General features: G+C 45.2%; 11 protein-coding genes. 3 read left to right on the top strand and 8 right to left on the bottom strand.

Annotation, left to right across the window (positions count from 1 at the left end):
• Positions 1-103 precede the first annotated feature (103 nt).
• Positions 104-670: an alkyl hydroperoxide reductase subunit C gene (gene ahpC / locus GYK50_RS02380; RefSeq protein WP_058025494.1), complete on the bottom strand. Its 567-nt coding sequence runs from the start codon at positions 668-670 to the stop codon at positions 104-106.
• A gap of 266 nt (positions 671-936) precedes the next feature.
• On the opposite strand from ahpC, the gene GYK50_RS02375 reads away from it, so the two are divergent.
• Together GYK50_RS02375 and GYK50_RS02370 are read left to right on the top strand one after the other, a co-directional pair.
• Positions 937-1,845, top strand: coding sequence for a hydrogen peroxide-inducible genes activator (locus tag GYK50_RS02375; RefSeq protein ID WP_058025493.1), 909 nt, complete (start codon positions 937-939; stop codon positions 1,843-1,845).
• Between the two features lie 23 nt (positions 1,846-1,868).
• Positions 1,869-2,540 carry an HD domain-containing protein gene (locus GYK50_RS02370; RefSeq protein WP_186473666.1) on the top strand — a complete coding sequence of 224 codons (672 nt, stop codon included), beginning with the start codon at positions 1,869-1,871 and terminating at the stop codon, positions 2,538-2,540.
• On the opposite strand, the gene GYK50_RS02365 is transcribed toward GYK50_RS02370, so the two are convergent.
• The 7 genes from GYK50_RS02365 to GYK50_RS02335 form a co-directional block, all read right to left on the bottom strand.
• Positions 2,518-3,120 carry a methyltransferase domain-containing protein gene (locus tag GYK50_RS02365; protein ID WP_186473665.1) on the bottom strand — a complete coding sequence of 201 codons (603 nt, stop codon included), beginning with the start codon at positions 3,118-3,120 and terminating at the stop codon, positions 2,518-2,520. The genes GYK50_RS02370 and GYK50_RS02365 overlap by 23 nt on opposite strands.
• 193 nt (positions 3,121-3,313) lie before the next feature.
• A complete protein-coding gene (locus GYK50_RS02360) occupies positions 3,314-3,961 on the bottom strand; it encodes a M48 family metallopeptidase (RefSeq protein WP_228724535.1) in 648 nt (215 codons plus the stop codon).
• A gap of 49 nt (positions 3,962-4,010) precedes the next feature.
• Positions 4,011-5,546: a DUF1513 domain-containing protein gene (locus GYK50_RS02355; protein WP_186473664.1), complete on the bottom strand. Its 1,536-nt coding sequence runs from the start codon at positions 5,544-5,546 to the stop codon at positions 4,011-4,013.
• Positions 5,547-5,549: 3 nt separating this feature from the next.
• Positions 5,550-6,701: an imelysin family protein gene (locus tag GYK50_RS02350; RefSeq protein ID WP_071002999.1), complete on the bottom strand. Its 1,152-nt coding sequence runs from the start codon at positions 6,699-6,701 to the stop codon at positions 5,550-5,552.
• Positions 6,702-6,784: 83 nt separating this feature from the next.
• Complete coding sequence (locus tag GYK50_RS02345) at positions 6,785-8,434, bottom strand: di-heme oxidoreductase family protein (protein ID WP_071003764.1); 1,650 nt, start codon at positions 8,432-8,434, stop codon at positions 6,785-6,787.
• 226 nt (positions 8,435-8,660) lie between these two features.
• Positions 8,661-10,118: an imelysin family protein gene (locus tag GYK50_RS02340; protein ID WP_212564183.1), complete on the bottom strand. Its 1,458-nt coding sequence runs from the start codon at positions 10,116-10,118 to the stop codon at positions 8,661-8,663.
• 426 nt (positions 10,119-10,544) lie between these two features.
• Positions 10,545-11,201, bottom strand: a complete 657-nt coding sequence (locus GYK50_RS02335) for a YiaD family glycine zipper/OmpA-like lipoprotein (protein ID WP_212564182.1) — start codon at positions 11,199-11,201, stop codon at positions 10,545-10,547.
• Between the two features lie 448 nt (positions 11,202-11,649).
• On the opposite strand from GYK50_RS02335, the gene GYK50_RS02330 reads away from it, so the two are divergent.
• Positions 11,650-12,615 (top strand): acyltransferase, encoded by a 966-nt coding sequence (locus tag GYK50_RS02330; protein ID WP_212564181.1) that lies wholly within the window; start codon positions 11,650-11,652, stop codon positions 12,613-12,615.
• Positions 12,616-12,736: the final 121 nt, after the last annotated feature.

The raw sequence follows: 12,736 nt of genomic DNA, 5'->3' as shown, positions 1-12,736 counted from the left end.
AAAACCCCATCAACATCAGTTAATGGGGTCTTTATTTGTAGAACTGATTCACACTAAAAGTATAAAAGTCAGCGCTACTTTATCTAAGGGATGAAATAGCTATTTAGATTTTACCGACTAGGTCAAGACTTGGCTTAAGTGTATCGCCGCCTTGCTCCCAAGCTGCTGGGCAAACTTCGCCATCGTTCTCACGAACGTACTGAGCGGCTTTTACTTTACGTAGCATATCTTTTGCGCTACGGCCGATACCGCCAGCATGAATTTCTGCTACTTGGATCAGACCATCAGGATCTACTAGGAACGTACCACGCTCTGCTAAACCTGCTTCTTCAATCATGACATTGAAGCCGCGAGTGATTTTACCAGTAGGATCGCCGATCATTGGATACTGTACTTTGCCGATCGCTTCTGAAGAATCATGCCATGCTTTGTGCGTGAAATGCGTGTCAGTTGATACTGAGTATACTTCAACACCCAAACCTTTTAGCTCGTCGTAATGAGCGGCCATGTCTTCTAGTTCAGTTGGGCAAACAAAGGTAAAATCAGCTGGGTAAAATAGGAAGATCGCCCAATTGCCTTTTACGTCTTCTGAGGTGATGGTTTTGAACTCACCGTTTACATAGGCATCGGCTGAAAATTCTGGGATTGCTTGATTGATAATAGACGCCATGATTGGCTCCTCTCTTGTTAAGTAAATTAAAATTATTTATAGGGATTTTTTAACTAGCCCTTTAGCTTTCTGGGCTACCCGACAAACTATACGCGAATTCTACGGTTAATCCAGTTAAAAGTTTTTAATGTGATGTTTTGTTTTATTAAACTTGTTAAACTATGCTTTCTATATCCTATCATTGGTACATAACTGGTAATTTGCTGCCTTATAGAGGCTTACTGACAGGATAAATTACATTAAAAACCCATTAAAAGAGAGGTTTTATGATTACTTTACGACAACTTGAGTTTGCCCTAGCCGTCGCCAAACATCGTCACTTCAAACGTGCTGCCGAAGATTGTAATATTTCGCAGTCTGCCCTGAGCTTGGGTATCGCAGAATTAGAAAAACAGCTAGATACACAGATTTTTGAGCGCAATAACAAGCAAGTACTGATTACGCCTATCGGTCAAGAAATCCTCACAAGGGCACAGCGCGTGTTCTCTGAAGTGAGCGATTTGACCACACGCGCCCATAGCCATCAGACGCCGCTGGCGTATCCGATGACCGTCGGTATCATTCCCACAATTGCGCCTTACTTGCTACCAAAGGTTCTACCTGCGCTGCGTGCTCAGTATCCAGAGTTCCGCATGACGATCGTTGAGCAGCAAACCGAGCGGTTGCTTGAGCAAGTGCGCTACGGTCATATCGATACGGCTATCATTGCGCTGCCATATGCTGTAGATGGCCTGCACAGTTTTGAGTTTTGGAGTGAAGACTTCTTTGCCGTCTTCCCAAAAGACGATGTACATGCCAAGCTTGATACCATCAGCGCTGACGAGCTAGCTACTGCCAATCTTATGCTCCTTGGTGAAGGCCACTGCCTAACCGATCAGACGCTATCTGTCTGTCATTTTGACCGTGCACAGATGAAATCAAGCTTCTCGGATGCCAGTCTAAACACGCTGATTCAAATGGCGCTTGCCAACATGGGCACGACCCTAGTGCCTGAAATGGCACTCGATCAGTTGCACTTGCAAAATCAAAATGCTGTCGCTGTACCTCTAGCTGAAGAAGGACCACACCGCCATATTGCTTTTGTCACCCGCTTAAATTATGCCCGTGTCGATGATATCAGCTTGCTCGGAGAAGTATTTAATAAGGCATTTAAAGATGCGGCTAATACAAAATAAATGGCAAGTGACAAAGGTTAATTATGAATGAATTGCCACCTATAAATATGGAGCTGGGCAATCATTTTTACTTATGCTTGTCTGCTCTCAATAGTGATGTGACACCAGACGACGCACAAGCCCTCTGGCAAGATATCTCTGTGCGCTACGGTGAACCACAACGAGCTTATCATACCCTGAGTCATATTGAGCAGTTATTGGTACAGTTTGAAAGCATTAAACACCATCTAACTGCTCCGTATATCGTGGTGTTGGCACTGTATTATCATGATGTGATATACGACCCAACACGCGTAGATAATGAGCAAAAAAGCGCTGAATATGCCGTAGGCGCGTTGAGTTCTTATCTACGCCCAGAGCAGTGCCAAGACATCTACGCATTCATCATGATGACGGCCAATCATCAGGTAGATGAGTCGATAGATAGTGTTAAATACAGTGATGCGGCATATCTGCTAGATATGGATTTGAGTATTTTGGGTGCGCCTTGGTCTACCTATCAGCAGTATGCACAAGCGATACGTCAAGAATATGCACACGTCGCAGATGACAACTACCGTGATGGGCGCACTGCGGTATTACAAGGATTACTAGCGCATCCCAAACTCTATTTGACTGATTATTACTATAGCCAATTAGAAGCGCAAGCTCGGGACAATATCAAGCGCGAGCTCATTTCGCTCGCAGCTTTATAAATAACTCACTACCTTGCCGTGCTGGATGTGAATTATAGCTAGGTTCCATAATATCAATACCAAAATGGCTTTGAAAACGCTGCTGGTACTCTTCTTTAGTGCCACCAAATGGTGGTTCCTCTCGTCCAAAGTCAGTATCAAATAACAAACCAACCAGTTTGCCTTGTGGTTTTAGTAACCTTGCCATCTGCTGCACATACTCATCACGGCGCACTGGATTAATCGCACAAAAAAACGTCTGCTCCAGTATCCAATCAAATTGATACTGCTCAGCTGATAAGTTAAAAAAGTCCGCACAAATTAACTGCTCAGATGGGAAGTCGGGATAACGCGCCGCAAAGGCTTCAATCGGGGCTGGCGCAAAATCGACCAACGTGACATTGGTAAATCCTTGCTCATATAGATAGCCTACCTCGTAAGCATTACCAGCACCTGGTACGAGTATTGCCTCATCCTTGGCACTTTCGAGTAGCTGGTCAATGTAAGCTTTGAGCGGTGGTGATACTTGTCCCATATCCCAGCCAGTACTGTTTTTCTCATAGCGCTCCTGCCAAAACTCAGCTTGATTGACGTTTTCCATCTGCCATCCTTGTATATAAAATTTGATTTAAACGACACGATTTGTACCGTTATTTCTTATCATATCAGTCTTATCAACATGTGTCGCCGTTTTAAATAGGATGAAAAAAGGGAGACAAATGACTCTCACACAGTGAAAGTCATTTAGATGGGAAAGTCGCTCAAAGAATTAATGAACTCAATATATGGATCTCTCAATCCAACTGCCCTCTCTTGCCTGCCAGTATATTATGCCATTGCCGATAATCTGGCATGGCACTCGCCACCGTTTGCCAAAATGCAGGGCTATGATTGGCATGATGCAAATGGCACAGTTCATGGACGATGACGTATTCGGTGCATTCGATAGGATAGGCAGGAAGATAAACGGACAGCCAGATTCGCTTCGCGCGCGTGTTACAGCTGCCCCAGCGTGTGTGCATTTTTTTTACTCGTATCTCATTGGCGTAAGTGCCAACGATTGGCTGCCATTTCTCAAATAGCGACGGCATGACATCGGAGAGCTGCTGGCGATAGTAGGCAACTTTTTCACCATGACTTAAGGTAAGTGGCTGTACTTTACCCCATAGATAAATAGGCTGGTCAGCAGTTGTAAGGTCTGATGGTGCGCCTTGTTTGCGTTGATGCTGTTCTAGCACTTGTGGATGGTGGTTAATCGCCCAAGACACTCGCCGCGCCACCGCGTCAGCAGCTTGTGAATCACTAATATGCAGTGGTACAGAAACCATCAAGACATGCGGCTTTAAACGAAAATTGATGTTTTTGACACGCTTTTTGCTGATATGTAGCTCAATATCTGCCTGTGCGAGCTGCTGTCTAATAGCATCTAAACGGATTTCCAAGCTAATGTTTTATCTCCTCAATGACAGTAACTGTGCCAATGGCTACGTATTATAACGCTTGCAAATGGTTATCAAAGGACATCATATGCAACTGGCTGTCTGTACTAATATGCTTATCATCTTTACCATTCAATTTTGAATCTGACGAAACACTCACTCTTAACGCGGTCAATTGCCCTTGCCCATCACTCACAATAAATCCTGATGACTCGATAGGATCGTCGACTTTGTTCGTTGATCTATTGGCACTGGATAAGACGGATGCCCCTGCACAATCTGGCAAGCTCACATCATCAATCAACTTTCGAGTATGTAAGTCATAAATTGCCGCACAGCCACCAATCGGAGTGGTCACACAAAGCAAATTACGGTCGCTATCAACGGCGACGCTCGCAATATATTGATGAAAGCGTTGCCATTGATTGTTTGGCATAGTCAGTGGCGTAAAGCTAACATCACCGCGCTGGTGAGTCAGTACTAACGGTACATTGATATGCTTTTCGCCTTGGAACTGAATACCGATCATGACAGTGCCATCATTGTGCATCGCTAAATGACGTATGCTCATCTGATTGTGCTCAGGCACCACTTGCTCAAGCAGTGTGCCATCATGACGATTGAGGTAGACTAGCGATGGTCGCATAGTATCTAAATTTAGCTCTTCACGTGAGGCCTGCTCAGTCTTAATGCCACCGTTTGCAATGACTAATGTCTCTCCATCGGGATGCATAATCAGCTCATGCGGGCCGATGCCATAAGAGTTAAATTCTGCTACTTTTTTATAAGCGTCGTTAGTATCATAAACACCGATTTTACCTGCCAGACTGACGGTGTCATTTTCAGTCACATACAGCAGCTCACCATCTAAGCTATAGCAAGCATGACCATAAAAGTGACGATGTAAATCCGCTTTGATCGCATGTTGTACTTGTCCATTTGAGGCATCAAGCACCCAGAATTTTTCACTTGGACGACGACCCATGACGACGACATCGCGCCTTTGGTCGACATTGCTATCCTGAACTTGAGATTCAGATACATTTGTAGGCTGAACAACGATGTCATGGACACGCTCAGGCATGGTCGTCTGCCAAACGATTTGTCTATCGGCATCAATACCTACCACGCCAAAGTCATGCTCATTTTGATTCAATGACGCGTTATTTTTTGGCATAGAGGCAACGCCGCTGACCCAGCGAACAGGCCGTGCGAGCATGGTCGTCGTATGCACAGCAGTAAGATCAAGCACGTTACTCTCATCATCTATCGCTTGATGATAAGCCTGCTGCCATGTCACCGCTGCTTGCTGACAAGCATAGCGAAAGCTTTTAAGGTTTGGCGTTGACCCAACGCCCGACTGTAATGCTTGTAACTGCGCTCGCATACCCGCCACATAATCTTGTAAACTGGCATCAGGATGCTGCTGCTTACGATAATGATGGTGAATACCGACCAGAGCCGCGGTGCCGACTGCCGTGAGCATTGACGTCGTCAAAAGCTCACGGCTTATTGAACTGGCTTTTGGCTCATCTGATCTGTCATGACGCTCATCTTCTGACATCGTATTGCCTTTAGTAATAAACATCCCTTAATCGCCATCGGTGCTATTAAAGCCTACGCGGATACCGAGTGTTGGAATCAGCTCGCGTTTAATCAAGCGAGTGACGGTAGTGAGATGGTCATATAACGCTTGTTGATCGTCTTTGTCTGCGGCTGATAAATCTTCTGGCATTTGTGCCAATAAAGTGGTCGTTTCAGCCAATGCCGTCGATAGATTATTAGCGACTGTGCTCTCATCATTGCTATTAAGTATCGCCGTCAATACGGGATCTGTCATGGCTTTATTGATGGCATCTAGTTTTGCATTGATAATAGCGCGGCTTTGACCAGCCGTAGCCGCTGGCAAATGACCTTTTGCTTTACCCGTCAGACCGAGCGGCTGGTCAATAGCATTAGACTTCATGGTCTCAACTAATGACAATAGCGAGTTAAACCATTGGTTCAAGCCTTGATCGCTCTCAGCAGACTTGTCTATCGCCAATAACTCAGTCGCGTTTTGCTGCCAGTTTTTCTCGATGTCCTTTAGGCGTGTGCTCAAGGCACCACTGGCGCTAATGACGTAGGCGCATTGACCAGCATTTAAGCTCTCATTGGCAAACAAGGCTTCTTCTAGTCCTGGTACACCTTGTACGATAGCGCTTTCGCCCGCGAACTGCTCTGGCGTGAGTGTTGGATTGGCAGCAATCAAATCAGACACACCGCTATGTACCAAGCCGCGCTCATCAGGATAATAGTTGATGTACAGATTGCTCATGCTGGCAGTCGCAGGACCGAAATTAATCATCTCAGCACTCGACCACGCTTGTGCCAATACTAACCACTGCGCGCGTAATGCCTGTAGCTCAGCGCCGCTGACGGGTGCTTGCTGACAATGTCTCTGCGCCAATTCATTTAATAGATCACTTTGCTTTGCGGCATTAGCATACGCAGGAAGGACAATGTCCTCTGCCACATGCGTCAAATACGTTTTTTGAGTCTCAGGGCTGATATCTACCGCAACGATCTGCTCAGTGCTTTCCTTGCTGCTTTCTGCTGAGCTGTCAGTAGCTGTATTGTCTTTTGCAACTTCTTGACTATCCACTTCTGCAGATTTGTTGTCGTCGGCAGGTTTAACACAGCTAATCAGCAGACCGGCACTCAATGCAGATAGCGCCATCGCCAAAGCGTGATTTATTTTCATAGATTTCTCGGTAATGTTATAGGTAATAATTTATAGCGTTTTTATGCTGATTTTATAATAGTGACTGTATTACAGTGACCTTATTATAGCGACTTTAAGAACGCATTTAGCTCGGCGCGACCTTGCTTGTCTAATTTCAATACTTGTTGCTGTTGCTTTTCGGCTTCTCCGCCGTGCCAAAGAACCGCTTCCATCAGCGTACGAGCGCGTCCATCATGCAAAAACGTCGCTTGTGGATCAACCGTTTGCGCAAGTCCCACGCCCCAAAGTGCGGGCGTGCGCCATTCATAAGAATTGGCTAAAAACTCAACTTGAGCGTCTTTGGATGGTAGCTTACCCGCGATAGTACGATCAGCAAGGTCATCTCCCATGTCATGTAGCAATAAATCGGTGTAAGGATAAATCACTTGTCTATGCTGCTCAAGATGATCGTCGTCAGTTTTTGGCAGCTGATATCTTGGTGTATGGCAGCTTTGACAGCCCATGTCATAAAAACGCTTTTTACCCGCCAGCACAAGCTTATCATCCGCATTACGGCGGTGCGGCACTGCCAAATTACGGGTATAAAACTCCACAAACTTGGCAACATCGTCGTTCACTTCAACGGGCGGTTTGCCATTGCCTTGCTCATCAACACCTGTTGTCGCATTTAAGCAGACGGTCTGGGTCGGCATGCAGGACTCATGAGGACGAATATTTGATGTCAAACCCATGTCTTCGTTAAAAGCACTTTGATTTTGGGTAATCAGTTTGGTTTGACCGGCTTTCCAGCCAAAACGTCCAAGCGCACGTTTGCCAGTCTGTGGATCCATCACCCAATTGAACTTACCACTGATGTCGCTATTACCCTTATGGCTTGCTTGTTTTTTAATATCATCCTCAGGTATTTGCTCTAGCAGCCCAAGCCCAATCATAGGCAGTGCCACTCGTGGTGATACCATCATCGCCTCATCAAAAGCGCCATAACCGGGGTTGGTCAGATTAAAGGTTGGCGCACGTAGCGTCTCAATATGCCCATCAGCGAAAGTGACTGGCTTATCTGTCCACTGTACTGCAATTCTGGCCTCAGCAGGGACACCTTGGATACCCCGATCTTGCAATTGTCCACCATACATAGGGTGAACGACCTTTTCAATCAGCGAGTCCTGTAACTGCTGACGCTGCTCATCCGTCGTTGCTGGCATAGAGAGACGAAGCAATAAACTGTCCGCATCATCATCGGCAGTCATGGGCGCATGACCACGGCCGTCTTTGATATGGCAAGATTGACAAGCCGCCACATTGAATAGCGCACCAAGCCCATCTCGACTGTCGGTACTGGCAGGAGCGACGACCCAAGGCTGCTTAAAGAATGCATTACCGATAAAAAACGAACCCTTACGCGACGCTGTCAGGTTCGATGAAGGCTTAGAGTAGCTTTCAGCACTGGTAATACTGATACCAGAGTCCCCACCCTGCTTGATCTCTTGCGGATCAAAACTGACCAGTTGCTGCATCGGCACGCCAGCCAGTGCTTCGATGTTATCCACACGCTCAGAGGTGAGCGGATGCTCGTCTTCACTGGCATTTGCGGCATGCTCACTATTTGAGGCGTCGTTAGACACGCTATCGGCTGGCTGACAAGCGCTTAGCGCCGCTGCACCCATCATAAGCAGTGCAAGCTTGGATGGCAAATTTTGTATTATGGCAGAAGGAAGAAGAAAAACAGAATACTTTGGATAGATGGCTTTCATAAACATCAAGCGCCTTAGTTTTGAGAGTAGAATCATCAAGTCGATATCGATCACGTTGTCATTGGTATCGATAGTCTGGTTCAGAATATAGCCTTATTGGCCTATTTTGAAACGGATAAATAGACGTTGCCAACCATCGTTGATAACGTCTATTTACCCAACTGATCATTTTATCAAGGTACGTCTTATACAGATAATAAGCACCTTTTAGCTACTTGGTGTCTACTTAAAACTGCGACCCTGCATCTGCATCAAGATTATCAATACCAACGGCTTTTGCGGCATTTTCGATACCAGCGGTCAGCTCTTGCAAGCTATTAATACCCGCTTCTACCCAGCCGCGACGGATATTCTGCTCTTCAGCAGAAACGCCTTCTTGACTTGCTTGACCAACCGTTGCAATCATTTGGTCAATTTTGATGCCTTCTTTCTCGCCCTTTTCAACCATGACGTTGAATGCACCTTCGACTTTACTAAAGTCAGCGGCCAGTTTATCAGCTTCCTCTACATGACTGCTGTCAACGAGATAGTCTTTAACACCATAGCCACCGACTGTTTTACCAGCGACTGTCTGGTAGCTACCATTAAAGACATTTTGGATACCGCGGACATTATTGGCATAGCTCAGATGCGTCAAGTCACTAAAGCACTCATGCTCATCTTCGGTAGACCCTGTGACAAAAGCGACCTGCATACGCTCAGAAGCCAACTCACCCAGTGCTAAACTACCCATTTGGTACATAATCTGACGCAGGCCATTGTCGTATTTACGCGCCATCAAATCACTGCGTAAGGTATTTTCGGTATCAGGCTGCCACTGAGCTTCCATCGCCGTCAAATCATCCACCAGTAGTTGAGTAGCGGCTTTTAAAAACTCACCGCGACGCTCACAAATACTGGCATCTTCATTGACCGTATCACCGCTGGTACATTGTCCAGCTTCCGTCACATAATCAGTGACCGGGCGATTACCCGCGCCCTCTTTTACGCCATTGGTATCTTGACCCCATAACATAAACTCAATCGCATGATAGCCCGTTGTGACATTAGCCTCACTACCGCCAATCTCGTTCATGTCGGCAAGCAGCTCAGGTGTAATTGTACTGGTATCTTGCTTGGTACTACCGACCGTAATGCTATCGCTATTGATGATATTTTCTTGACTGTTGTACTCACCTTCATAGTCATCACTGACATAATCGATCAGCGCCTCATCTAGCGGCCAAGCGTTGATTTGACCTTCCCAGCTATCGACGCTTTTGATCGCGCGCTTATCATTTGCCGTCACAAACCCTTCATCAAAACGGAAAATTTCCGTCTGTGAGTACGGCTGACGAGCCGCTTTGTACGCAGCTTTGGCAGCATCAAGGTTGGCTTGTGTCGGTGTTGCCACAAACGTATTTACCGCTGTCTGGAGTTTTTCGGCTGTCTCTAGCGAATCCTTGTAGGCTGCATGGGCCATATTTGCGTAGCTGATGACTAACCTATCAATATGTGCTTTTTCGGCAGCTGATATTTCTGTATTGTCGCCTGTTTCTGTGCTTACAACCTCTGTCTGCGTCTCAGTAGCAGCAGTGTCTTCTTCGGTTTTTTTGGTACAGCCCGATACCATTAACAATCCTGCAAGTGCAACAGCTAAAGTAGTTGGTAAAATCTTACGGCGTGTTTCTGTGGTAATCGTCATACAAATCCTCAAAGAGATAGCAAAATTCGTTTTGGTTAAATGGCTTCCATCATATCGATTATCAAATCACGCCTTAATCAGCTGATTTGATCTCGTATATTTATGCTTATCGCATATTATCAAGCTTGTAACTATTCAGTAATAAAACACTAACAAATTATAGTGTTATTGATAATCGTTATCAATACTTAATTTTATGTTAATAATCATTAATCTTTATGATCCTTTTATAAAATGTCATCAAATACTAAACGAGCACTATTCTATTTTGGACAGCAGATATTATACCTGCGCTATCCTAACTATCGAGTTTGTTCAATCAAAATTTAGCGCATAAAAAAAGAGCCAACATATCGCTGACTCTTTTTGCTAGATAAGTGCGTGAAAATCATTTGCACCTATCAAATAGCTATATAGAACTGTCGATTAGTTGACGCTTTGTGGTGCATTAACCGTTAGCTCAACACGGCGGTTTTGCTGACGACCAGATTCAGTGTTGTTAGTAGCAACTGGACGTGACTCGCCATAAGCAACTACATTGATACGGTTAGAAGCAATACCGCGAGCCGTTAGATAGTTGGCAACTGAGTAAGCACGGTCGCGTGACAGACCCATGTTGTAAGATGCTGAACCTTGGCTATCAGTGTGACCAGCGATCGTGATTGTGTTCTGGTTATACTGGTTCATGGTTGAAGCAAGCTTGTCTAGCGTTGGCTTGAATGATGAGTTAAGTGTTGCACTATCAAACGAGAAAGTGATGCTACCTGGCATAACAAGATCAATGTTACCCGTGGTTGGGTTTTGGTTAACAGTCACGCCTGTACCAGCCATTTGCTGCTCAAGCTGACGAGCCTGACGCTCCATGTAATAACCAACGCCAGCACCCAGTGCCGCACCGATAGCAGCATCACGACCAGTCTTTTCGCCGCCTGTTGCTTTTGAGATAGTTGCGCCACCTGCTGCACCAACTAGGCCGCCCAATGCAGCTTTATTCAAACGTTGCTGCCCAGTGTTTGGATCAGTCGTACAACCGCTAAGTGCTAGACCTGATGCTACTGCTGCAATTAATAATGTATTACGCATGATATTTCCTCTATAAGTTTAAAATATTATAAATCGTGCTTTATCAAGATTGTCCGTTAATCTTATTAAGTACTTATTTACTTTCGTCATTATTATGGCAATTACAATCTAACTCTGTGTAATATTTTGTCACACCTATGTATGAGAAGTGCAGATTAACTTTACGGTATTTCTTAGCATCTAAACTATCCAATACCTGTTCCTTGTTATCACTAGTCACGTTTACACTCGTACACTGCGAAACGTTTCTGCTAAAATTATGTGGCCAAATTTCTCATCGTCAAATGACCGCTGTATCAGGAATTAACCAGCAACGCTTCTATGATTAGCGCTTAGTCCACTGGATTATTGGTCATCAATCGTATGAGCAGTTTTGGCAATATCTAAAACATCGACTTGTGAAATATATGGCTTACTTATTAATTAAACTGAACCAAGAGGATTAAGCATGCGACTGACATCTACCATTCGAAAACTGCACAAACGCACGCCCAAACTGGGTAAGGCGGTTTCATTAGCGACAGCAGCAAGCGTTATCACTGCCAATAGCTTTGGTGGTAGTATTCCTTTGTGGTTGATGGGTGTCAGCAAAGTCATCACGGGTGCACCTATTGCAGATAAAGCGGTCATCAAAATCGCGACTTACTGGATCAGCAGCAACAGTGCACTAATCGATGACATGCTGCCTCGCAAAGATTGGCGTATCAGCCTACCAGATGATATTCGCATCGATGGTAAATACCTTCTGGTCAGCAACCACCAATCTTGGGTCGATACCAGCATCGTGCAATACATTGGCGAAAAGCGCCTGCCATTGACGCGCTTTTTTACTAAATTTGAGCTGATCTATATTCCCATCGTTGGGCAAGCTTTTTATTTTTTAGATTTCCCCATGATGCGCAGGCATTCCAAAGAAGCCATCGCCAAAAACCCAGCACTTAAAGGTAAAGATATCGAAGAGGCCAAGCGTGCCTGTGCCCTTTTAAAAGACAAGCCGTTCACCTTGCTAAACTATCTAGAAGGTACGCGCTTTACCAAGGCCAAACATGCCAAACAGCAGTCTCCTTATACGCACTTGCTAAAACCACGAGCAGGCGGCTTATCCCTTGCGATTAACGCCCTAGGCGAGGATATCGATGGCATACTGGATATGACCATCGTCTATCCTGATGGCGTACCAAGCTATAGCGATCTGTGGAAAGGCAATATCAAACGTTTGGGCGTGGATCTAAGATATATTGATATACCAGATGCGTTGTTTGAGGGAATTAAGCAAGGCGGCTATGAAAATGATGAGGCAATAAAAGCACAGATGTTTGACTGGGTTGAACACATCTGGCGTCAAAAAGATCAGCGCATCACTGACATGCTGGCTGATTTTGAGACAGCCCCTGAAACTCAAGTGGCTCAATAAATGACTCACTTACGCCGTAAGTCATCACATACCTTTTAAAAGACGCAGCACTCATAGTCCGATAACGGACAAAATCTAGTCATACTGCCATAAGCGCTTGAGTAATCAATAACGCAGGGGC

This window comes from Psychrobacter pacificensis (genome assembly GCF_018336615.1).
In the GTDB taxonomy this organism is placed as follows: domain Bacteria; phylum Pseudomonadota; class Gammaproteobacteria; order Pseudomonadales; family Moraxellaceae; genus Psychrobacter; species Psychrobacter pacificensis.
Note: the sequence above shows the minus strand (reverse complement) of the source record. Positions and strands in the feature narration are given on the sequence as shown.

What these genes read in the sequence shown, in the direction of transcription:
- GYK50_RS02375 (WP_058025493.1), top strand. Translation starts at nt 937, where the DNA reads ATGATTACTTTACGACAACTTGAGTTTGCCCTAGCCGTCGCCAAACAT.
- GYK50_RS02335 (WP_212564182.1), bottom strand. Translation starts at nt 11,201, where the DNA reads ATGCGTAATACATTATTAATTGCAGCAGTAGCATCAGGTCTAGCACTT.
- ahpC (WP_058025494.1), bottom strand. Translation starts at nt 670, where the DNA reads ATGGCGTCTATTATCAATCAAGCAATCCCAGAATTTTCAGCCGATGCC.
- GYK50_RS02365 (WP_186473665.1), bottom strand. Translation starts at nt 3,120, where the DNA reads ATGGAAAACGTCAATCAAGCTGAGTTTTGGCAGGAGCGCTATGAGAAA.
- GYK50_RS02345 (WP_071003764.1), bottom strand. Translation starts at nt 8,434, where the DNA reads ATGAAAGCCATCTATCCAAAGTATTCTGTTTTTCTTCTTCCTTCTGCC.
- GYK50_RS02355 (WP_186473664.1), bottom strand. Translation starts at nt 5,546, where the DNA reads ATGTTTATTACTAAAGGCAATACGATGTCAGAAGATGAGCGTCATGAC.
- GYK50_RS02350 (WP_071002999.1), bottom strand. Translation starts at nt 6,701, where the DNA reads ATGAAAATAAATCACGCTTTGGCGATGGCGCTATCTGCATTGAGTGCC.
- GYK50_RS02330 (WP_212564181.1), top strand. Translation starts at nt 11,650, where the DNA reads ATGCGACTGACATCTACCATTCGAAAACTGCACAAACGCACGCCCAAA.
- GYK50_RS02340 (WP_212564183.1), bottom strand. Translation starts at nt 10,118, where the DNA reads ATGACGATTACCACAGAAACACGCCGTAAGATTTTACCAACTACTTTA.
- GYK50_RS02370 (WP_186473666.1), top strand. Translation starts at nt 1,869, where the DNA reads ATGAATGAATTGCCACCTATAAATATGGAGCTGGGCAATCATTTTTAC.